General features: G+C 68.9%; 17 protein-coding genes. 9 read left to right on the forward strand and 8 right to left on the reverse strand.

Annotated elements, in window-relative coordinates:
• Positions 1–6 precede the first annotated feature (6 nt).
• Both F0U60_RS38165 and F0U60_RS38170 read left to right on the forward strand, forming a co-directional pair.
• On the forward strand, positions 7–852 hold the full coding sequence (locus F0U60_RS38165; RefSeq protein WP_395807037.1) for a sulfotransferase family protein: 846 nt from the start codon (positions 7–9) through the stop codon (positions 850–852).
• A gap of 16 nt (positions 853–868) precedes the next feature.
• Positions 869–1537, forward strand: coding sequence for a GrpB family protein (locus F0U60_RS38170; protein ID WP_395807039.1), 669 nt, complete (start codon positions 869–871; stop codon positions 1535–1537).
• A 9-nt stretch (positions 1538–1546) separates the two neighbouring features.
• Here the strand turns inward: F0U60_RS38170 and F0U60_RS38175 are convergent, their stop codons facing one another.
• From F0U60_RS38175 to F0U60_RS38200, 6 genes are all read right to left on the reverse strand, one after another.
• Entirely contained in the window at positions 1547–2791 is a 1245-nt protein-coding gene (locus F0U60_RS38175; protein ID WP_395807041.1) for a hypothetical protein, read from the reverse strand.
• A gap of 9 nt (positions 2792–2800) precedes the next feature.
• Positions 2801–3652 carry a CCA tRNA nucleotidyltransferase gene (locus tag F0U60_RS38180; protein WP_395807043.1) on the reverse strand — a complete coding sequence of 284 codons (852 nt, stop codon included), beginning with the start codon at positions 3650–3652 and terminating at the stop codon, positions 2801–2803.
• 104 nt (positions 3653–3756) lie between these two features.
• Positions 3757–4158: a hypothetical protein gene (locus F0U60_RS38185; protein ID WP_395807046.1), complete on the reverse strand. Its 402-nt coding sequence runs from the start codon at positions 4156–4158 to the stop codon at positions 3757–3759.
• 207 nt (positions 4159–4365) lie between these two features.
• Positions 4366–6198, reverse strand: coding sequence for a bifunctional metallophosphatase/5'-nucleotidase (locus F0U60_RS38190; RefSeq protein ID WP_395807048.1), 1833 nt, complete (start codon positions 6196–6198; stop codon positions 4366–4368).
• Between the two features lie 45 nt (positions 6199–6243).
• On the reverse strand, positions 6244–7521 hold the full coding sequence (locus F0U60_RS38195) for a myxosortase-dependent phytase-like phosphatase (protein WP_395807050.1): 1278 nt from the start codon (positions 7519–7521) through the stop codon (positions 6244–6246).
• Between the two features lie 151 nt (positions 7522–7672).
• Complete coding sequence (locus tag F0U60_RS38200; protein WP_395807052.1) at positions 7673–8392, reverse strand: immunity 52 family protein; 720 nt, start codon at positions 8390–8392, stop codon at positions 7673–7675.
• A 207-nt stretch (positions 8393–8599) separates the two neighbouring features.
• On the opposite strand from F0U60_RS38200, the gene F0U60_RS38205 reads away from it, so the two are divergent.
• Positions 8600–9304 carry a lysoplasmalogenase gene (locus F0U60_RS38205; protein WP_395807054.1) on the forward strand — a complete coding sequence of 235 codons (705 nt, stop codon included), beginning with the start codon at positions 8600–8602 and terminating at the stop codon, positions 9302–9304.
• 75 nt (positions 9305–9379) lie between these two features.
• Positions 9380–9811 carry a GNAT family N-acetyltransferase gene (locus F0U60_RS38210; protein ID WP_395807056.1) on the forward strand — a complete coding sequence of 144 codons (432 nt, stop codon included), beginning with the start codon at positions 9380–9382 and terminating at the stop codon, positions 9809–9811.
• On the opposite strand, the gene F0U60_RS38215 is transcribed toward F0U60_RS38210, so the two are convergent.
• Positions 9787–10878: a glycosyltransferase family 4 protein gene (locus F0U60_RS38215; RefSeq protein WP_395807058.1), complete on the reverse strand. Its 1092-nt coding sequence runs from the start codon at positions 10876–10878 to the stop codon at positions 9787–9789. The genes F0U60_RS38210 and F0U60_RS38215 overlap by 25 nt on opposite strands.
• A 43-nt stretch (positions 10879–10921) precedes the next feature.
• On the opposite strand from F0U60_RS38215, the gene F0U60_RS38220 reads away from it, so the two are divergent.
• A complete protein-coding gene (locus F0U60_RS38220) occupies positions 10922–13168 on the forward strand; it encodes a glycosyltransferase family 4 protein (protein ID WP_395807060.1) in 2247 nt (748 codons plus the stop codon).
• Positions 13165–13653 carry a hypothetical protein gene (locus F0U60_RS38225; protein ID WP_395807062.1) on the forward strand — a complete coding sequence of 163 codons (489 nt, stop codon included), beginning with the start codon at positions 13165–13167 and terminating at the stop codon, positions 13651–13653. The genes F0U60_RS38220 and F0U60_RS38225 overlap by 4 nt, the downstream gene beginning before the upstream one ends.
• 6 nt (positions 13654–13659) lie before the next feature.
• On the opposite strand, the gene F0U60_RS38230 is transcribed toward F0U60_RS38225, so the two are convergent.
• On the reverse strand, positions 13660–14418 hold the full coding sequence (locus tag F0U60_RS38230) for a class I SAM-dependent methyltransferase (RefSeq protein WP_395807063.1): 759 nt from the start codon (positions 14416–14418) through the stop codon (positions 13660–13662).
• Between the two features lie 94 nt (positions 14419–14512).
• Between F0U60_RS38230 and F0U60_RS38235 the strand changes: the two genes are divergently transcribed.
• The 3 genes from F0U60_RS38235 (at position 14513) to F0U60_RS38245 (ending at position 21520) form a co-directional block, all read left to right on the forward strand.
• Complete coding sequence (locus tag F0U60_RS38235; RefSeq protein WP_395807065.1) at positions 14513–16831, forward strand: YfhO family protein; 2319 nt, start codon at positions 14513–14515, stop codon at positions 16829–16831.
• Positions 16832–16865: 34 nt separating this feature from the next.
• Positions 16866–17639, forward strand: coding sequence for a glycosyltransferase (locus F0U60_RS38240; RefSeq protein WP_395807067.1), 774 nt, complete (start codon positions 16866–16868; stop codon positions 17637–17639).
• Between the two features lie 92 nt (positions 17640–17731).
• A complete protein-coding gene (locus F0U60_RS38245; RefSeq protein WP_395807069.1) occupies positions 17732–21520 on the forward strand; it encodes an FAD-dependent oxidoreductase in 3789 nt (1262 codons plus the stop codon).
• Positions 21521–21537 lie beyond the last annotated feature (17 nt).

The following is a 21537-nucleotide window of genomic DNA, read 5'->3' on the forward strand; positions in this document are numbered from 1 at the left end:
CGCGGCATGCGCAAGCCGAACTTCTTCATCGTCGGGGCTCCCCGGTGCGCCACCACCTCGGTGTACACGTACCTCAAGCAGCACCCGGACATCTTCCTGTCGCTGCTCAAGGAGCCCATCTTCTTCGGCTCGGATCTCACACGGCAGCCGCTCGCCATCTCCGGAGAGGAGGCCTACCTGGGCCTCTTCGCCAGGGCGGGTGAGGCCCGCGTCGTCGGAGAAGGCTCCGTCTTCTATTTGATGTCGCAGCGCGCGGCCGAGGAGATCCACGCGTACTCACCCGAGGCGCGGATCCTCATCATGCTGCGCGACCCGGTGGAGATGATGCAGTCGCTGCACGCGCTCTACCTGCGCTCGGGGAACGAGGAGCTGGTGGACTTCGAGCAGGCGCTGGAGGCCGAGGCGGAGCGCGCCCAAGGCCAGCGGCTCCCGGCCGGGGTGTACTTCCCCGAGGGGTTGCAGTACCGCTCCATCGCGCGCTTCGCCGCTCCCGTGGAGCGCTTCCTGCGCGTCTTCGGCTCGGAGCGGGTCCACGTCCTCATCTTCGAGGACCTGCTGAAGAATCCTCAGGGCGAGCTGCGCAGGCTGCTGGAGTTCCTCCAGGTGGATGCAGACTTCCCGGTGGAGCTGGACCTGGAGCGGGCCGCGCAGCGCATCCGGCCCGTGGTGCTGCGGCAGATGCGCTCGGCCACGCCCGAGGTGCTCGAGAAGCTCAAGCGCAAGACGGCGAAGCACCTCCACCAGGGCGCTCGGGGAGCCCCTCTGCGGCCGGAGCTGCGGGCTCGGCTCCAGGAGGAGCTACGGCCCGACGTGAACCGGCTGGAAGCGGTGCTCGGGCGCACGCTGTGGTGAGGAAGGAAGAGGAACCATGAACGCACCGGACAACGGCGCCTTCCGCATGATGCGGATCATCCGCCAGCTCAAGGATCGCCTGGGCATCCACCACATCGGCGGAGAGCCCATCGAGCAACTGGTGCGCCGCTGGTCTCGGGTCGAGACGCCAGAGCTGCGCCTCGAGGTGCGTCCCTATGACCCGGCCTGGCCGGTCCTCTTCGAGCGCGAGCGACAGCGGCTCCAGGAGGCCCTGGCGGGAGAGCCGCTGGTGGACATCCAGCACGTCGGCAGCACCTCCATCCCTCCGCTTCCCAGCAAGAACGTCCTCGACCTCGCGGTGGCGCTGCACCCGCCGCTCTGCACCACGCGGCAGCGGGAGCTCCTCGAGTCGCTCGGCTACCGCTTCCACGGGACCAGCCCCATCGATCCGAGCTTCTTCTGGTTCTGGCGGATAGAAGAGGCAGGAGCCTTGGTGGTGCACCTGTGCGATCCAAAGGCCGCCTGGTACACGAACCTGCTCCACTTCCGGGACTACATGCGCGAGCACCCGGCCGAGCGCGAGGAATACGAGCGGCTCAAGCGGGAGCTCGCCTCCACACATGGGCACAGCTGGCTCGAGTACAGCGTCCTCAAGCGCCACCTGCTGCAGCAGCTCACCGAGCGCGCCAATGCCTGGGTCGCGGCCCGCAACGGCGCCTGCTGAGCACACGTCTTACGAAGGAGCGGCGAGCACCGTCTCCAGCGGGGCCGAGAAGATCCATGCCGTGTTCCGGCACGGGCTCATGTTGGGATCATACCCCCCGAGGAACACCGTCCGGCCGTCGAAGGGCGAGAGGGCGATGCTCCGGGTGGCGACCAGCGGCGGCATCGGCACCGGCTCCTGGGCGGTGATGCTCCGGAGGGCATAGCGCCCCTCCCCGTGGCGGATGAGGTACCAGCCGCCGGGATCCCACCCCTGCTTCGGGTGCGTGGACAGGTCGGCCTCAAAGGTAGCGCCCACGCCCATCAACAGCACCGGTGCCCCCGTCTCCGGGTGACGCAGCTCCGTCATGTCGTCGTAGGCAGCGATGGCGTAGCTCGGCCGCCGCCCCCAGCGCTCGCCCAGGAAGTCGAGCACGTCCAGCTCGAGCGTGTCCCGGTAGCTCGCCAACGGGTCGATCCGGAGAAGGCGAGCACGATCTCCCTCCAGCGCGGCCAGGAGCACCTCGCCCTGCCCGGAGGGATGGGGGATGGCCGTCAGTCCGCGCAGGCCACTGCTGATGGGGATGACCTGCTCCGGGAAGGTGTAGACCTGCTCCCAGCGGGGCCGCTCTCCATCCACCCGACGGTAGATGCCGGGGTGGATGATGGCATGCAGCACCCCATTGCACTCGGCGAACCCCATGGGCCGCTTGCGGTAGCCCTCCAGCTCGGGCCGCGTGTCCCAGCGGATGCTCCCGGGCACGTCCAGGTCCAACACCCCACTGAAGATGCCCATCGGCGCCGTGCCCGCGAAGAGCCGCTCCAGGCCGGTGACCTTGTCCCGGTACAGGCAGAAGCTGCGGATGCTGGCTGTGCCCTGCCCCTCCGCCAGGGGGACTCGAGTCCACGAGCCCGACTCCTCCCGGACCTCGACGGCCAGACGCCCGGTACGCTCCGTGGGCGCCGCGAGCAGCAGGGAACGTGGCTCGGGCAACCGCCGCCCCCGGCCATCCTCCGTGAAGGTGAGAGAGTCCAGCGTCAGCCGCCAGTGCCGCGGCTCGAAGTCACGCTCCACCCGCCAGCTCGACTCGGCGCTCTCCAAGACGAGCACCTGGGCCCCCACCGCGGGGTCGCCCGGCTCCTGCACCTGCTGCAGCGTGGACGTGGCCGCGTAGAGCCTGCCCCCATGCGGCACCAGGTGCATGATCTCCGTGCCACCCATGTAGCGGCCCGCCACGTCCCACGTACCGGCCTGATAGACACGACGGAAGTGCACGCCTCCTCCCTACCTTCCCGCCCGCTCCAGGGCGGAGAAGACCTCATCGAGCACCTTGCGTGACGCCTCCTGGAGGATCCAACCGTCCAGACGCCGCCGGAACTCCTCCCAACGGTCGGACCTCGGGCCGAGGTGGTTGGGAATCCACATCTCGAGCCGCTTGCCCATCCCCTGGACGTCCCTGTCCACGCAGCGCCGCAGGTACTCCTCCACATTGGGCGCCGGGGCATAGCCTCGGCCCAGGAACTGGATGATGCGGAAGGACAGGCGATAGCCCGCGTCCAGGATTCTCGGGTGGCAGATGAGGCGCAACGTCCGCGAGCGCAGATCCTCCAGCCCGCAGCCGAGCGGATCCATCAACGCGCCGCCCCCATGGCAGGCGTAATAGAAGGCGTTCACCGAGAAGTCCCGGGTGAGCGCGTCCTGCCGCAGGTCATCCCGAGAGACGAAGGTGGTGGTCCACATGTCGTCGTTCTGGATGTCCTCGGGACTGCGGAGGATGTTGAGATCAATCCCTCCGGAGCGAGCGTCACCCCACCTGAGCACGCCGAAGCGCGGGTTGTGGAAGAGCACGGGCTCAATGCCGGGAAACGCCTGGCGCAGCACCCGGTGCGCATCCTCCACCGGAGCATCCAGCGACAGATCAATATCCTTGGCAGGCAGGCCGCAGAGCCAGTCTCGCGGAGTCCCGCCCACCACGTAGACACGCCGCCCCGCCTCCACGAGCGCGGAGATGACCTCACGCACCCGCAGGGTCCACCGATCATCCTGGTAGATGACCCGTCCCAGACCCTCCTCCACCACGCCCGGCTCAACCGGGTGGCGAGGAAAGTCGTCCTTCATGTCTTCTCTCGCGGGCATGCGCCCGCATCATGGCACAACAGCGCCAGCACACGCGTACCGGGTGCGGAGCCCGCGTGGTGCCATCCCGAAGCAACCCCTCGCAGGCACAGGCCCGCGGAGGCTCACGCGTCGGTGTCGGTGTCGACGTCCGAGCTCGGCGGGTAGATCACCTGCAGGGTGGGACCCGCCGTCGGAGCCGGGTTGGGCTCGGTCTGCTCGTTCTGGATCTGGACCTCGGGAGCGGCCTCGACCTGCTGCTCCTTGGGCTTGCGCGTCCCCGCGCCGGAGCGGCACGTCCGACACCACGGCTGGTTGCGGATGGCCCCGTCCGCCATCTTGCGCAAACCGAACTGCGCCAGCGGCTTGAGCGAACGGCACTTGAGGCACATCAGCGAGATCAGCACCTCATGCCCGTCCGCATCGTAGACGGCCGACTTGCGCCGCTTGCGCGGCTGCCCCGGCTCACGCGGCTTGGCCTTCTCCGGTGCCTGCGGAGGCATCATCGGGGTGACCTTGTAAAGCATTTCCATACCCTCCCGAACTGCCGGCACGGCCCGCCCAGGCCCCCACGAGGAGAGTCCCCAGGGGGCGGACACGACGTTCCGAGCCCTAGAGTAAGGAGGAAATCGCGCGTTGAAAACTGATCGGGAGCCGATTTTTAGGCCTGGGATGAGATCCACCAGAGATCTCAGCCACTTGCCAGCACTCCCCCAGGAAAGGGAGAGCGCGGATCAGCGCTTGCGCCGCTCGCGGGCATCCCGCTGCGGGCACTGGGCCCCATCCTCCACGTAACGGATCCGTCCCAGGGCGGGCGCCACGAGGGGCATCTTGCGGGAGCTCCAACGAGCGATCAGCGCTTCGCGCAGGTTGAGCTCCCGGGAGGCACCCAGGTCGATGCGGCTCTCGGGCACCGAGCCGAGCACGGCGGACAGCCCCTCGGCGCCCCGGGCGAGGAAGTCCGGCATCACCCCGCGGTAGAGCGCGTCGGGCCGCAAGGGCCGCCCGTCCGCGAGCGTCACCTCCCGCAGGCGGTCCTTCGCCGGGCAGCTCGCGAGCGACACCTTCAGGCCAGACACCTGGAAGACGGAGACGCCCCCGCCGTAGGCGATCTCCAGCAGGCGCCGCAGCTCCGCCCCGGTGAGGGTGACGACGGCAACGGTATTATCGAACGGTAGCACCCTATAGATGTCACCATAGGTGGGGTTGCCCGCCGCCAGCTCCGCGCGCAGTCCTCCAGCGTTCATGAGGGCGAAGTCCGCGCCCTCCATGGCCCGCAGCTCATCCGTCAGCACGTCCCCGAGCGCGCTCTCGTCCTCGTAGTTGCGCCACAGGAGCGCGGGGACGGTGACGCCGATGGGCCGACGCTGCACCTCATCCACGTGCGCGAGCGAGGTGCGCACCAGCGCCTCGACGGCCGGGTCCGGCACCACGGGCTGTCCGAGGAAGGTGGCGGGCACGAATTGCGCCGCGGCGCCCACGTCCTTCAACTTGCGCGCGTTGCAGCTCCCCGTCGTCGTCTCCACCCGGGTGCACACGGGCACAGCGGCCTGGATACGGGTGCTCCCGGTCAGCACCTTGCGGCTGGCCGGGTCCACGAAGAGCTCCACCACGCTGAAGGAGCGACCCAGCCCCGAGGTAGCAACGACGGGCACCTCCCCGAAGAAGTGGCCCATGGGCTGGTGGGTGTGGCCGGCGAAGACGGCATCCAGGGTGCCCGGCGGCAGCGCCTCGACGAAGTCCAGGATCTCATCGTCCTTGCGGTCGCAGCTCGAGTTGTCGCGAGGATTGGAGAGGTCGGAGCACTTGCCACCAGCATGGGCGAGCCCCACCACCACCTCGGCGCCCTGGGCGCGCAGGCGACTGACGGCCTCCAGCGTGGTGGGCACCATGTCGTCGAAGCGAAGGTTGACCATGTGCGCGGGGTTGGAGATGCGCGGGGTGGACGGAGTGGTGAGGCCCACGATGCCCACCTTCACGCCCTTGAGCGTCACCAGCCGCGTGCCGTCATTGCCGAGCCACGCGGGGTGCTGGCCAGAGGCAGCGTCGCGCACGTTGACGGTGAGCAGCGGGAAGCGCGCCTGGCGGATGCGCGCGGTGAGCGCACCGACGGGATCCTCGCCCGGCGCGGGCACGGACTTGGGCCCGACCGGACCGTAGTCGAACTCGTGGTTGCCGACGGCGGCGGCGTCGTAGCCCAGGTGGTTGTAGACGTCGATGACGACGGCGCCCTCGGTGAGGTTGGAAGCCAGTGTCCCCTGGAAGAGATCGCCCGCGTCGACCAGCAGCACTCCGCCCGGGTTGTCCGCACGCAGCCGGGACACGTAGCCGGCGAAGACAGCCGCCCCACCCTCCTCCACCTGGAGCCCCTCGGACAGCGAGGTGGTGTGGGGCATGATCCAGCCGTGGAAGTCATTGGTGGCGACCAGGGTGAGCCGCACGGGCTCGGTGGGGGCCTGGAGAGCCGGGGGTTCAGAGGAAGCTCGAGACTCCGCGGGACGCGGAGCACTGGCACAACCGGAGGCCACGAGGGCTACCAGCGGGAAGAGAAGTCGGGAGGAATCCATGCGGGCGCCGAGTTGAGCCCAGCCGCCCCCCGCAGGCAACCGACGTCAGGCGCCAGGGCGTCGACGCGAGCGCAGCAGCACGCCTGCCAGCACGAGCAGCACCACCCCCGGCACGGACGCCGAGGCACAGGCACAATTGGGACCATCCTCGTTGTAGCCCGGCGGAGACTCGCCATTGACCGGGGGCGGCACGTTGCTACCCGGCTCACTGGAGCCACCATCCAGGCCCCCATCCGGCGTGCCCGCATCCGGGGTGGTTCCGGGTCCCGTGTCCGTCACGAGCGGAGTCGGGAACCCCGTGGCGATTGCCGGCCACGGGACGAGCTTGAAGTTCTCGTTGACGGCGCCGTTGGAGCTGTCGTGCACGGCCACCATCCCCAGCGGGAAGAGGTTCCCCAAGGAACGGTTCGTCACCACCACATGACGCGGGCGCTCCACCGCGTCAATCCCTCCGTCCTGAACGAGGGAGAAGCTGCCTCGGAAGGTATGGGCATTGGGCTGCCGCTCGTAGATGCGCACCGCGTTCTCGCCCCCGCTCACCGCCAGCAGGTAGCCTTGGACTCCCGACGCCGTGTAGAGCGCCACGCCACCGAGCGGCTGAACGAGCCCTCCTCCGGTGACAACATCCACCGAGACCCGATTGTCCGCGTCGCCGGGTTCGGCGCCGTATTGCCAGATACCGGTGTTCTGCTCGACGACATAGAGCGTGCGCTGGGCATCGTCGACAGCCAGGCTCACCACAGCACCGCCCACGTCGAGGTTGCGCACCAGACTGACCGCCGTACTCCCATCTGACTGGGGGGCGAGCTCGAACTGCACGAGGGCGCCTGTCGTGCTCCCCGCGAAGGCGTAAGTGCGTCCGGTGGTGGGGCTCACGTAAAGCGCCACGGTGCTGGGGGAGAAGCCCTGCGCGACGATGGGCGCCAGCCCCGTGGCCCGGCGGACCTCGAGGGTCGTGGGATCGATGATGTACGGCACAAGCGCCTGGAGGGTCGGGTTGGCCACCAGCACCAGGGGCTGGGCGATGCCCGCCACCGAAACGCCTTCCTGCACGTCCACGCCCAAGGCCACGCCCTCGGAGAGCTGCGCCAGCAGACCGCCATTGAGGCGGTAGAGCAGGATTCCGGTCTGGTTGTCCGCCACGAGCAGCAAGCTGTTGAGCGGATCCGTAGGATGTCGCCACAAGGCGGCGCCCTGGACCACGGGCCCGGTGCCCAGCACCTGCTCCGTCTCCAGCGTGGGCTGCACCTGGAGCGCCTGTTGCGCGAGCACGGGCACGCCGGTGAGAAGGACGGCCAGGACAAGGAATGTTCGGAAGCGCACGACGGCCCCCTGGGCGGTATTCGTCGCAACGGGGTGGCCACGGCGTTCCGCTCGCGCAAGGGGGGAGCCCTCACGGATGTTCACCGCGAGCCAGAGCAGTGCGTTACGCCCCGGCTTCCGTTCGGAGCCGTACGCGAGATTCGAGGTGGGCTCACGCCCGGGATTCGAGAACCTCCCGGAGCAAGCCGCGCTCCTCGAGCACTCCCTGGATACGGTGACCCAGGGAGACATGCTCGGGATTCGCGGCGGAGAGACGCTCGGGTGAGAGGACAACAAGCGTGCCCTTGTCTTCTATGGGCTCGACGCGCGTGGGTTCCGGCAACGCAGGGACCTCGCCCCACTGGCGCGAGTAGTACGTCAGCCAACCCACGAAGGTGCCTGGGTAACGTGTCTGCGACAGCTGCTCGCGGAAGTCATCGGTGGCAGCAACGGCCCAATCCGGCTCCCACGCGAGTACCATGGCTCGCATCACCCCGGTCAACACGGGAAGGTTGACCAGACGGTCCCAGCCCGGCGGTTCCGAGGGAAAGTAGAAGAAGACACCATTCGGAGCCGCCTCCGCGAGCGCCCCACAGTTGAAAGTCACCATCCCTCCCTGATTGTTGAGATGGCCCGTCCAGGCTCCGAAATGGAAGCCGTCCCTTCCCTCCTGGTACTTCTTCATGCCGAAGAAACGCACGAACGTATCGAAGGTGGGTTCGAACTGGAGCTGGAGCGCCTTCTGGGTTGACCTGGCTTTTTCGTACCAGCGGGCGTAGTCAGGGTGGCACTCTGACAACAGGCGGAAGAAGAGTTCCGCACGTCGGGCGCATTGTTGAGCCGACTCCGGGCGACATCCCCAATAGGCTGCGGCGTAATAGAACTCGTCCATGCGCGACAAGCCTCAGGGCTGGGGCTGCGTGTGCACCACCTCTATCCCCTTGATACTCCACCTCTCGAAGAGCCTCTGGAGAATCGTGACCATACGAGGCTCCGCCACGTACTACGGGATCGCCTGACACCGAGTCGAGGCTACCTGTGGCGCACGAAGCCCACCTTCGACGCCGGGAGCCGGAGTGTGCGAGCGTAGGGCCCCAACATGCGCTTCCGCACCGCTCCGTGGACGCTCGGGCTCGCCGTGATGGGAGGGCTGGGCGTCGCCGCCTTCCTCTCTGGCATCTGGCTGCAACTGTTCTGGCTACGGCTCGCGAGCAAGGCCGTGCCCCTACTCTGCCTCACCGTGTGGCTGTGGCCTCCACGTGACCGCTACACCCGGTGGATCGCCGCGGGACTCACGCTCTCCCTCGTGGGCGACCTGGTGCTGGAGGCTCGCGAGGACTTGTTCCTGCTCGCCCTGGGTGCCTTCCTGCTGGCTCACGTGGCCTATGTCGCCGCGTACCTGACGGCCTCGCGCACGCCGCGCTGGATTCTGGGTGTACCCATCCTCGTGTCAGGCGCGGGCATCTGGTGGTTCCTCCGGCCCGGCCTGGGCTCCTTGGCCCTGCCCGTGGGCGTCTACGTCGCCGTCATCTGCACGATGATCTGGCGTGCGACCGCCCTTGTCGGCACGGAGGGACTCGCCCGGCGCGAACAGTGGGCCGCGCTGATGGGAGCCCTGTGCTTCGGCCTGAGTGACACGCTGCTCGCCTTCAGGATGTTCGTGCACCCCATCGAAGGCATGAGCTACGCCATCATCCTGCTGTACTGGGCCGGGCAGCTCGGCATCGCGCTCTCGGCTGTCCCGAGCACGGTGCCGAACAACGAGCGAGGTGTGGCGCAGCCCTCGTTCCGCCAGGCCACATGAAGCAGGTGCTGTCAGGCAGCCCCTCCGGGCCGGCTCTTCCGCAACTTGTCCGACTGTCGGACAGGTCGGCCAAGAATGCGGCCGGACGAGCGTGCACCTGTCCTCCGAGCCGTGGAGCCACTCGCGGCCGACGGGGAGCTCATCGCGGCCAGGGATGAACGCGAGGGCTTGATGGAGACGGTCACCTTCCTGCTCAGTGGCTCGCGCCATGTCGAGCTCGCCCGTGAACACGAAGCGGAGCTCCGCCTGCTGGCCGTCGCGCCCGCCGCTCGGGGCCGAGGCATCGGCGAGGCGCTGGTCACGGAATGCATCCGCCGCGCTCGCGACCACGGCTGCCAACGGCTGGTGCTCTCGACGCAGCCCACCATGGCTCCAGCTCAACGCCTGTACACGCGCACTGGCTTCGTCCGGGCGCCCGAGCGCGACTGGAGCAAGGCCGGCAGCCCCCGACTCGCCTTCACGTTGGAGTTGGCGCGGGCGACCTACCGCCGCAGCGCCGACTCATAGGCCTCGAGTGTCCCCTCCGCACAGCGTGCCCAGGTGAACCGGGCCGCGTGCCGTCGCCCCTCTTCCGCCCAGCGCCGCCGCTCGGTGTCCGAGCGCAGCAGCCGATCCATCGCCTCCGCCAGGCCCTCCGCGTCGTCCGGCCGCACCGCCAACGCAGCCTCTCCACACACCTCGGGCGTGGCCCCTGTCGTGGACACAATGGCCGGAGTCCCCAGCCGCATCGCCTCCAGCGGCGGCAGCCCGAAGCCCTCGTACTTCGAGGGGAACGCGAACACCGTTGCCCGCCGCATCAGCTCGTAGAAGACGGGCTCGGACTGGTACCCCAGCGGGCGGATGTCGTGCCCCTCCGCACGCATGCGCCCCACCCGGCTCTCCACGGAGCCCGAGCCAAACCAGCTCTGTCCCGCCAGCACCAGCGTGGCCGGGCGACCCCGCGCCTTCAGCCGCTCAAGTGCGTCCAGCACCAGGCTCACGTTCTTCCGCACGTCCAGCGAGCCCGCATACAGCACGAACCGCTGGGGCAAAGACAGCGAGCGCAGGAAGTCCTCGGTGGTGGCATCCAGCGCGTAGCGGTCCACGTGGTCCACCCCGTTGTGCACCACCGTGACCTTGTGCGCGACCTCGGGGTGGCGCGCCAGCAGATCGTCCCGGGTGCACGCGCTCACGCAGACGATGCGGTCCGCCACCTGGACACTCCGGGCGAGCCACAGTCGGAACTGCCAGCGATAGGCCCGGGACACGGTCTCGGGCATCCGCAGAGGAATCAGGTCGTGGACGGTGACGACGTAGGCCTTGCCGGGAATGCGCACCAGCGGGAGGTTGAAGTTGCCGAGCGCATGGTACAGCGGCGCCTCCGAGTCCCGTAGAGCCTGGGGCAGCCGGCCGAGCACGTAGGTGGTGCGCCCCATCCGACCCCGTGGGTCCTCTCCCGAAACCCGAGCCCCCAGCCGCAGCAGGCGCACGCCTCGGTTCTCAAGACCCGAGGCCAGACAGCGGGCATACAGGCCAATGCCCGTGGTGGGCTCGTCCCACAGACTCGCATCGAAAGCGACAGGACCGATGGACACGGGGCGCCTCATAGCACGGTGCTGTGATAGGCAGGGTTCCCCTATGGCGGTCCATCAGCTGATTCCGAGCTTCGTCGCGGGCGATGCCACCGGACAGGCGGCACTGCACCTGCAACTCCTGCTGCGCCGGCTGGGTCACTTCGGCGAGCTGTACGCGGGCGAGGTCGGCGCAGGCCTGGAGTCCCTGGCCCACCCCGTCTCCGCGCTGCGCCCGGGCCCGGAAGACCTCGTCCTCTACCACCATGGCATCGCCTCGCCGTTGAGCAGCCGGCTGATGCACCTGCCCTGCCGCCGAGGCGTCGTCTTCCACAACATCAGCCCCGCGCGCTACTACACGGGCACCCCGCTGGCCGAGGCGCTCCTGACGGGACGGGCGCAGCTCGCCGCCATGGCGCCGTTCGCGGACGTGGCCATCGGCGTGTCGGACTACAACTGCGCCGAGCTGCGTGAGGCCGGCTACCGCAACGTCCACACCGTCCCCCTCTTCGTCGAGCCCCAGCGCTTCTCCGAGTCCAACGCGGACAAGAACATGCTGCGGCGCCTGTCCGGACCAGGCCCCGTGGTGCTCTCGGTGAGCCGGGTGGCGCCCCACAAGCGCTTCGAGGACCTGCTCGCGTTGCACGCGGAGCTGCTCCGGATACGGCCCGAGGCGCGCCTGCTGATGGTAGGCGGCTACGAGCCGGGCAGCCGGTATTTCAAGTCGCTCGAGCGCACGGCGCGTGGGCTGTCCGGGGTGCACTTTCTCGGGAGGCTCAACCACGCGGAGCTGGTGGCCGCGTACCGCTCGGCGAACGTCTTCGTCTCCATGAGCGAGCACGAGGGCTTCGGCGTTCCCCTCATCGAGGCCATGGCCGCGGAGGTCCCCGTGCTGGCCTACGCGGCGGCGGCGGTGCCCGAGACGCTCGGGGGCGCGGGAATCGCTTTCGACCAGAAGCGCTTCGCCTTCCTCGCCGAGTTGGTGGTGGACCTGTGCGAGGACCTGTCCTTGCGCGAGCGCCTGCTCGCGGGCCAGGCCCGGCGGCTGGAGGACTTCTCCGCCGAGGCGAGCCAGAAGGCCCTCGCGAAAGCGCTGGGCGAGGACAAACGACCGAAGCGCCGCGCCGCGCCGACGAGGAAGAAGCCCCGGGTCGGCGTGGTGGTGCAGCGCTACGGCGAGGTGACGGGCGGGGCCGAGCGGCACGCCCAGCAGGTGGTGGAGCAGCTGGCGCCGCACTGGGATCTGACGGTGCTCACCACGTGCGCGAAGAACCACCTCTCCTGGGAGAACGTCTTCCCGCCAGGCGAGGAGCAGGACTCGAACGTGGAGGGCGTGCGGGTGCTGCGATTCCCGGTGACGCGCGTGCGCCACATCCGTCCCTTCAACGCGCTGTCGAAGCAGGTCTTCGACAAGCCGAACGAGCGGCTGCGCGAAGAGCACTGGGTGGCCGAGCAAGGCCCGGTGGTGCCCGGCCTGCTGGAGCACCTGGACACCCACGGGGCGGACTACGACGGCTTCGTCTTCTTCACCTACCTGTACGCGCCCACGGTGTGGGGCGTGCCCATGGTGGCGGAGCGCTCGCTGCTCGTCCCCACGGCACATGACGAGCCGCCCATCCGCTTCGGCGTGTACTCGGACGTCTTCGAGCGCCCGCGCGCCCTGCTGTGCAACACGCCCGAGGAGGTGGAGCTCATCGGGAGGTTCTACCCGGACCATGCGCCCGCGAAGGTGGTGGGCGTGGGGGTGGACGTGCCGGAGCAGATGGACCCCCAGCGCTTCCGCGAGCAGTACGGCGTGCGCAACCCCTACCTGCTCTACGTGGGGCGGCTGGAGGCCGGCAAGGGCATCCCCGAGCTGCTCGAGTTCCACCGGGAGCTGCGCTCGCGCTTCCACGACGCACCGGACCTGGTGCTCGCGGGCGAGGCGCACATGGAGCTACGCGGCGAGGGCGTGCGCCACGTGGGCCGCATCAGCGAGCAGGACAAGTACGACGCGCTGGCCGGCGCGCTGGCGGTGGTGGTGCCCTCGCGCTTCGAGAGCCTCTCGCTGCTCACGCTGGAGGCCTTTGCCTCGGGCACGCCGGTACTGGTCAACGGGCACTCGGAGGTGCTGGTGGGCCAGGTGGAGCGCAGCGGCGCGGGCCGGACGTACAAGGACATCGAATCGTTCATCACGGGACTGCGCGAGCTGGGTGAGCAGCGCGCCACGCTGAGCCGGCGCGCGAAGACGTACGCGGCGCGGTACACGTGGCCCAAGGTGGTGGACGCCTACCGGGAAGAGATGGAACGCATCGTCAGGGAGAAGAGCCGATGAAGCTGATGGGACGGGACATCCCCGCGCGAGAGCTGCTCGCGCGCATCGAGGAGCGCCTGCGCACGCGGGGCCTGCCCACGTCGGAGCAGGTGGACGTGCCCGAGCAGGGTGTGGAGCCGCGGGTGGATCCGCTCTCCTTCAACCTCCAGGCCTTGGAGGAGAACGCGGACGCCACGCGCGCGCTGCCGCTGCACACGCACCGGGGTGGTGCGGGCCAGTTCGTGCTGGTGGCCAAGTGGGCCTTCCGCAAGACGTGCCAGGTGTTCATCAACGAGGCACTCGCCCGCCAGCGCGTCTTCAATGGCCACGTGCGCGACTCGTACGCGCAGCTCTCCGCCGAGGTGGTACGCCTGCGCAGTGAGGTGGAGGCCCTCCGCGCCGCCCAGGCCACGCCCCAGGTCCAGACGACACCGGCCCAGGAGCCGCAGCCGGCTCCGTCTCGCGCTCGGCGCTCGGCCAAGCAGAGCAAGGCCTCGGAGGAGTAGCCGACCTCAGTTGCTCACTTCAGCGGAGGCCACGGCGATCAGCGACACGCCGAACGGCAGCGAGACGCGCGGCACCACGTGCCGCTCAGCGCTGAAGACAGCCTCGAGCACCTGGTTGGTCAGGTCCGTGCCGTCCGTCACCTTCACATCGGAGCGCGGCATGCCATGGCGCGGCTTCGGAAGCACGCGTTGCAGCAGGCGCACCGCGGCGATGGGCGGGAACAGGAGGCTGTTGAAGTAGGAGGACCAGCGCAGGTGAAGCCCCGCGGCCGTGAGCTGCGCGGTGAGCATGTCCACGGTGTAGCGGCGCTGGTGGTGGTGCACCGTGTCGTGCTCGCTCCAGAGGAAGCCAAAGGCTGGCACGGTGAGTACCAGCAGCCCATCGGGAGTCAGTGCCGAGCGAATGCCCCGGAGCGCGCCCTCGGCGTCGGGGATGTGCTCCAGCACGTCGAAGGCCGTCACCAGGTCGAAGCGACCTGAAGGGATGTCCTGGGGGATCTGCCCCTGGTGGAGCGAAAAGTCCGGCCCGAGCCGCTGTCGGCACAGCGCCAGCGCCTCCGGGGAGCCCTCCAGGCCCACCACCTGACCGAAGCGCTGGAGGAGCGGAAGGTTGCCGCCCGTGCCGCACCCGACATCCAGGATGCGCCGCTGGGCGACGGGTGGCAGGTGCTGCCGGAGTACGGCTTCGATGATGTGGCGGCGGCCCCGGAACCACCAATGATGGTCCTCGGTCTTCGCCATCTCCTCATACAGGTGGGCTTCCATGCGGCCCCTCACATAGCCCACCTCGTCCACCTTGGACAGAGCCCCTCTCGGCCTGGCCGGTGACCTTTTCGAAGCCAGAAGGTAGACAGACGCGGTGACCACCCAGTCGCAACCCCAGGAGCAGCCCCCGGTGCCCGCCGCCCCGGGGCAGGAAGCCTCGCGCCAGGCCCCTCCTCCGAGCCACCGTCCCGCCGTTCGGCTGCTCGTGGCCCTGGTCCCCGGGCTGCTCATCGTTGCCGCGGTGCTCGCCTTTCACGTCCGGGCCGCCGCGCCCGGCATGGCTTTCAGCAGCGACGACCTGCGCGAGTACTTCATCCCCGTTCGCTACCTCCTCCAGCACACCGTGCGGGGCGGGGAGTGGCCCTTCTGGCAGCGCTCCATCTATGCCGGCTTCCCGCTGTGGAGCTCGAGCGAGGCGGGGATCTTCCTGCCCACCACGTGGCTCTACTTCGCGGTGGAGGCCGCGCGCGCCCTGACGCTCAGCACGCTCACCCACCTGGTGGTGGCCGCGCTCGGCATGTTCGTCTGGCAGCGCCACCGGGGTCGGAGCGTAGGAGCCGCCATGGCCGCCGCCTTCATCGTGGCGCTCGGTGGCTTCACCACGGTGCACCTGGACCACTGGACGTTCAGCGCGACGCTCGCGCCGCTGCCCTGGACGATGCTGGCGGTGGATGAGGCCTTGCGGCGCGGACTGACCCCGGGCCTCTTCCTCGGCGCGGCCCTGGGGATTGCCGGGCTCTGGTTCGGCGGTGCGGCGCAGATCGCCTACTTCGGCACGCTCCTCGTGGGGGGCTATGTGGCCCTCCAGGTGCTCAGCACACGGGGGAAGGCCTGGCCGCTGCTGCTCGTGCTCCCGGCGGGCCTGCTGCTCGCGGCGCCCCTCATCCTCGCGGGCGCCGAGTTCAGCGCGTACAGCCCTCGCGCGGGAGGCATGACGCTGCGCTGGGCCAGTTTCTACCACTGGCCCACGCCTCGAGCCCTGGCCCTGCTCCTCTTCCCCGATGCGTGGGGGCGGCCACCTGCCTACAGCGGCGAGTTCAACTATTGGGAGATGACGGGCTACCTCGGCCTGCCCGCGCTGGTGCTCGTGCTCACCACTCGGCCCAAGCGCCTGGGTTGGTACTTCCTGGCGGTGCTCGTCCTCTCGCTCGTGCTCTGCTTCGGCAGCAACACGCCACTCTACGGGCTCTTCTTCCGCTACCTGCCGGGCTTCAACATGCTGCGCGTGGCCACGCGGGCGCTCTTCCTCGCCAACTTCGCCGCGGCCGTCCTCACGGCCGACGCGCTCGATACACTCGCCGAGCGGAGGCGGTGGTGGCAGGGGCTGCCGGTGGTGGCCGGGACGCTCGTGCTGCTCGGGGTGGCGTGGTGGATGGCTACGCGAGCCGAGGCCCTGGGCTTCCGCGCCAGCTCGGTGCGCGCAAGCCTCCCCTGGACGATGGGCGTGCTGGCTGTGTTCGCCGTGTGGGTAGCCGCGCGGGACCTGCCCAAGCGGTGGCCAGCGCTCTTCCCCCTGGGCGCGGCGCTGCTCGTCTTCGCGGATCTGCACCACGCCTACAGCAACTACATGCCCGTGTTGCCCACGAAAGCATTGGTCCGGCACTACCCGCCCCTGCCCCCCGCGCAGGAGGGAGCACGAGGCCGGGTGCTGCAGGTCGGGTTCAATCCCAACGTCACCGCGGCCTCGGGGGCCGAGGGCGTCACCGGCTACAGCCAGCTCCTGGTGGACCGTATCTACGATCTGCTCTACGCGACCCGGAGCGGCGGCTTCTCCATCATCGCGGGGGCGCCCGTGGACGACGAGTACGGCAAAATCTGGCCAACCCCAGGCAGTCCCCTCTTCCCGCTGTTCGCCGCACCGTCCATCGTCGCCCCCGGACCGGTGAGAGGACTCACGATTCCCGCGCAACGGGACGGGCAGTTCTGGCGCTACCCCATCAAGGCGTTGCCCCTGGCCTTCTGGACCCAGCAATACGAGGTGATGGATGGCGCGCGCTTCCGCCAGGAGGTGCACCGATTCCAGCCCTTCGAGACGGTCACCGTGGAGCCCACGCAGCACCCGCTCCCACCCTCAGCGCCGACGGACGCCCCCCGACCGGCCACCATCACCTCGAGAGGCCCCAACCACACGGAGCTCGAAGTCTCGGCGCAGACGCCCGGGCTGCTGGTGGTGATGGACCCGTGGTTCCCCGGCTGGAGCGCCGAGGTGGACGGAAAGGCCGCCCCCCTGCTTCGCGCCGACTACGCCTTCATGGCCGTGCCCGTGCCCGAGGGAGCGCACCGTGTAGTGCTGCGCTACGTCCCGGCCACTCTGTGGAAGGGGCTGGCATGTGTGCTGGCGGTGCTGGCGGGCCTCGGAGGATGGGCCTGGCTGCGGCGGGGCACGGGGCCTCTCGCGCTTCGCACGCATTGACGGTCTAGAGGGGCCGTGCTTTCACACCTCTCCTGTGACTGCTCCAACCATCGGCGTGGTGATTCCCGCGTACAACGAAGGGGCCCGGCTTCCAGGCTTCGTGGAGCAGCTCACACGGGTCTGTCTCGCCACCGCATCACCCATCCTGGAGCTCATCGTCCTGGACGACGGGAGCGCGCCAGAGCAGGCGGCGAAGGAGCGGGCGAGCATTGAGGCAGCCCAGGCCCGGCTCACGCGCGAGGGCTCGCCCCATCGCTTCCGCTTCGTGGCGGCCGAGCGCAATAGCGGTAAGGGCTCGGCCATCCGAAAGGGCTGGCGGGAGGCCGATCCCCAGGCCGAGTGGTTGGCCTTCCTGGACGCGGACGGGGCCGTGAGCGCGGACGAGTTCCTGCGCCTGGCCACCCTGGCGGCCACGTCACGGGACTTTGACGTGGTGGTGGGCTCGCGCGTCCAGATGGCGGGGCGGCACGTGGAGCGCAGCCTCTTCCGACACCTGCAGGGGCGTGTCTTCGCGACGCTGACGGACCTCCAGTTCCACCTGGGCTATTACGACACCCAATGTGGGGCGAAGCTCTTCCGGGCCTCGCTGCTTCGGCCGCTGTTGGACCGGCTCCAGGAGGACCGGTGGCTGCTGGATGTGGAGCTGTTGGTGCTCATGCGCGAGCAGGGTGCTCGGCCGCTCGAGGTCCCCATTGACTGGGCTGATGCCGGGGATTCGAAGGTCCGATTCGGCGTGGATGCGGTGCGTATGTTCTTGGGGTTGAAGAAGATGCACCGTCGGTTACACCTGCTCCAGAAGCACACCTGATTGAGTCTGCTTGCTTTCCAACCGGTAAGCCGCGAAATAGGCCCGGTCTGGCAGCCGTTTTTCCTCGGTTGCCTTCTCCTACTCTCAGTGACATGCGTCCCTTGACCGCCCTTCCTACTCACGACGGCTCCACGCTGACCCTCGGCATCCCCGGATTCAACTTCGAGGATCTGTATCGCCCCCGCGGGCTCCGCCGCCTGGCCGAGCGCTTTGACGAGCAGCTCGCCACCGCCGAGCCCGAGCTCTTCAAGGCCTTCGACGCCTACCGGAAGTCCGGCGGCAAGAGCGTCAGTGGCCCGGCCGAGTCCGAGCTGCTCATCCGCGTGGCGCGCCACGTGTCGGCCTTCATCACCCGGCTCTTCGGCCTCGAGACAGAGGCGGAACGGGTGGCCCGCGCCATCAAGGGAGAGCTGCCGCTCTTCGACTTCAAGCGCGAGTTCATCACCCGCCGCGTCTTCAAGAAGGGCGCGGCCGATCGCCCCACGCTGGCCGAGTACCCCTCGCTGGACGCGCGGATGCGGCTGATGCTGTCGCTCGCCTTCCCCGAGGCGCTCGCCAGTGACGACGTGGAGCGCGCCCTGGCCGAGTCCATCCTCACGCTGATGGACCTGGAGCGGCTCTTCTCGGGCAGCTCCGGCAACCTGCCGCCGCTGACGCCGGAGCAAGGCGAGGCGCTGCGGGCGAAGTGGACGGGCATCCGGGCCGCGCTGCTGGCGGAGGCCGAGGGCAAGGAGGCCTTTGGCTCCAGCCTGGTGACGCACGGGGACGACGCGGCGGAGCTGCAGTCGGTGCGCAACCTGCTGGCGCTGGCGGACCGCTGGACGTACGCGCGTGCGCTGCACCCGGAGATGAAGGAGCTGTTCCACAAGTGGCCCACGCACCGGGTGCCCAAGCCGCTGGTGTTCGACCAGCTGGTACAGCTCGAGCGACCGGACGAGAAGCTGCCGGAGATCACCCAGGGCTCGGACCACCACCTGCGCTACCGCGACGGCTTCAAGCTGACGGACCCGCGCGGCACGCAGCGCGAGGTGATGGGCGAGGTGGACTACTGCGTCATCTGCCACGAGCGCGAGAAGGACTCGTGCTCCAAGGGCTTCAAGGCGAAGGATCCCGTCGTCGAGGGCCACACCTTCAAGAAGAACCCGCTGGGGATTCCGCTCACCGGCTGCCCGCTGGACGAGCGCATCTCCGAGGCGCACGCCCTCAAGCGCGAGGGCAACCCGCTGGCGTCGCTGGCGGTGGTGATGGTGGACAACCCGATGTGCCCGGGCACCGGCCACCGCATCTGCAACGACTGCATGAAGGCCTGCATCTTCCAGAAGCAGGAGCCGGTCAACATCCCCATGGTGGAGACGGGGGCGCTGACGGACGTGCTGAGCCTGCCCTGGGGCTTTGAAATCTACGGCCTGCTCACGCGCTGGAACCCACTGAACGTGCGCCGCCCGTACGCGCTGCCGTACGTGGGCCGCAACGTGCTGGTGGTGGGCCTGGGCCCTGCCGGCTACACGCTCGCGCACTACCTGCTCAACGAGGGCTTCGGCGTCACCGGCATCGACGGCCTGAAGATTGAGCCCTTCGAGGACGAGCTGGTGGGCCGCAACGGCAAGGCGATGAGGCCCATCCGCGACTGGAAGGCGCTCACCCGCGAGTTGGACGAGCGCATCCAGGAGGGCTTCGGCGGCGTGTCCGAGTACGGCATCACCGTGCGCTGGGACAAGAACTTCCTCACGCTGATGCACCTGACGCTGGAGCGGCGGCAGAACCTGCGCATCTACGGCGGCATCCGCTTCGGTGGCACGCTGACCATCGAGGACGCGTGGAAGATGGGCTTCGACCACATCGCCATCGCGGCGGGAGCGGGCAAGCCCACCATCATCGGGATGAAGAACAACCTCATCCGGGGCATCCGCAAGGCGAGCGACTTCCTGATGGCGCTGCAGCTCACGGGCGCCTTCAAGCGCGACTCGCTGGCCAACCTGCAGGTGCAGCTGCCGGCGATCGTCATCGGCGGAGGCCTGACGGGCATCGACACGGCCACGGAGCTGCTGGCGTACTACCCGGTGCAGGTGGAGAAGACGCTCGAGCGCCACGAGAAGCTGGTGGCCGAGCTGGGTGAGGAGGCCGTGCTCGCGCGCCTGGACGCCGACGAGAAGGCCACCTACCAGACCTTCTTGGAGCATGGCCGGGCGGTGCGTGCCGAGCGTGAGAGCGCGCAGGCCGAGGGCCGGGCGCCGGACTTCATCCGGCTGGTGCGCGGCTGGGGCGGCGTGAGCCTGGTGTACCGGCGTGGCCTCACGGAGTCGCCGGCCTACCGCCTCAACCATGAGGAAGTGGCGAAGGCGCTCGAGGAGGGCATCCGCTTCATCGAGCGCATGAGCCCGACGGAGGCGGTGCCTGACGAGAAGGGCGCGGTGAAGGCCATCCGCTTCGAGCGCATGGTGACGAAGGACGGCAAGCTGCGTGGCAGCGGCGAGTTCTTCGAGCTGCCGGCGCGCACGGTGTGCGTGGCGGCGGGCACGGCGCCCAACGTCACGTACGAGAAGGAGTACCCGGGCACCTTCGAGCTGGACGAGAACGGCGAGTACTTCAAGAGCTTCGAGCTCGCCGAGCATGCGGACGGCTTCAGCCTGGCGCCGGTGGAGCCGGTGGAGGACATCGCGGCGAAGGTGGGCTTCTTCACCTCGTACCGGAAGAACGGGCACTTCATCTCGTACTTCGGCGACAACCACCCCACGTACGCGGGCAACGTGGTGAAGGCCATGGCGAGCGCGAAGGACGGCTACCCCGAGGTGGCGCGTCTGTACGCGAAGGAAGTGGCGGCCATGGACTTCAACGACGAGCTGGCGCAGGCCCGGCGTGACGAGAAGCTGGCAGAGCACTTCGCGAAGCAGGACGAGGCCTTCCTGGCGAGGGTGGTGACGGTCAACCGGCTCACGCCCACCATCGTGGAGGTGGTGGTGAAGGCGCCGTTCGCGGCGCAGCACTTCGAGCCCGGCCAGTTCTACCGGCTGCAGAACTTCGAGCGGTCGGCGACGGTGGTGGACGGCGTGCGCCTGACGATGGAGGGCCTGGCCCTCACGGGCGCGTGGGTGGACAAGGAGAAGGGGCTGATGGGCACCATCGTGCTGGAGATGGGCTCCTCGTCCCGGCTGTGCGCCGCCCTGAAGCCGGGCGAGCCGGTGGTGGTGATGGGCCCCACGGGCGCGCCTACGGAGATCGGCCACAACGAGACGGTGTTGCTGGTGGGCGGAGGCCTGGGCAACGCGGTGCTCTTCTCCATCGCGCGCTCGCTGAAGGCGGCAGGCTGCAAGGTGGTCTACTTCGCCGGCTTCCGTCAGCGCGTGGACGTCTTCAAGCGCGAGGAGATCGAAGCGGCCACGGACCAGGTGGTGTGGTCAGTGGACGCGGGCGAGCTCATCGAGGCGCGGCGTCCGCAGGACACGGCCTTCCGGGGCAACGTGGTGCAGGCGATGCTGGCCTACGCCAAGGGTGAGCTGGGCGTGGCGCCGGTGGCGTCCTTCCGGGACGTGAACCGCATCATCGCCATCGGCTCGGACCGGATGATGAGGGCGGTGCAGGAGGCCCGGCACGGGGTGCTGCAGCCGTACCTGAACCCCGAGCACGAGGCGATCGGCTCCATCAACTCGCCGATGCAGTGCATGATGAAGGAGATCTGCGCGCAGTGCCTGCAGCGGCACGTGGATCCGCAGACGGGCAAGGAGACGTGGGTGTTCTCCTGCTTCAACCAGGATCAGCGGTTGGACCAGGTGGATTTCGTGAACCTGAACCAGCGCCTGCGGGGCAACACGGTGCTGGAGAAGGTGTCGGACCTGTACCTGGCGCAGCTGCTGAAGAAGGTGCCGAACCTGCGTCGCGTCTAAAACCCCCTCTCCCACCG

This window comes from Archangium minus (assembly GCF_044360475.1).
GTDB lineage: Bacteria > Myxococcota > Myxococcia > Myxococcales > Myxococcaceae > Archangium > Archangium minus.

Coding starts and splice junctions, on each gene's coding strand:
- F0U60_RS38165 (WP_395807037.1), top strand. CDS start 7: ATGCGCAAGCCGAACTTCTTCATCGTCGGGGCTCCCCGGTGCGCCACC.
- F0U60_RS38170 (WP_395807039.1), top strand. CDS start 869: ATGAACGCACCGGACAACGGCGCCTTCCGCATGATGCGGATCATCCGC.
- F0U60_RS38180 (WP_395807043.1), bottom strand. CDS start 3,652: ATGCCCGCGAGAGAAGACATGAAGGACGACTTTCCTCGCCACCCGGTT.
- F0U60_RS38185 (WP_395807046.1), bottom strand. CDS start 4,158: ATGCTTTACAAGGTCACCCCGATGATGCCTCCGCAGGCACCGGAGAAG.
- F0U60_RS38190 (WP_395807048.1), bottom strand. CDS start 6,198: ATGGATTCCTCCCGACTTCTCTTCCCGCTGGTAGCCCTCGTGGCCTCC.
- F0U60_RS38200 (WP_395807052.1), bottom strand. CDS start 8,392: ATGGACGAGTTCTATTACGCCGCAGCCTATTGGGGATGTCGCCCGGAG.
- F0U60_RS38205 (WP_395807054.1), top strand. CDS start 8,600: ATGCGCTTCCGCACCGCTCCGTGGACGCTCGGGCTCGCCGTGATGGGA.
- F0U60_RS38210 (WP_395807056.1), top strand. CDS start 9,380: ATGCGGCCGGACGAGCGTGCACCTGTCCTCCGAGCCGTGGAGCCACTC.
- F0U60_RS38220 (WP_395807060.1), top strand. CDS start 10,922: ATGGCGGTCCATCAGCTGATTCCGAGCTTCGTCGCGGGCGATGCCACC.
- F0U60_RS38225 (WP_395807062.1), top strand. CDS start 13,165: ATGAAGCTGATGGGACGGGACATCCCCGCGCGAGAGCTGCTCGCGCGC.
- F0U60_RS38230 (WP_395807063.1), bottom strand. CDS start 14,418: ATGGAAGCCCACCTGTATGAGGAGATGGCGAAGACCGAGGACCATCAT.
- F0U60_RS38245 (WP_395807069.1), top strand. CDS start 17,732: ATGCGTCCCTTGACCGCCCTTCCTACTCACGACGGCTCCACGCTGACC.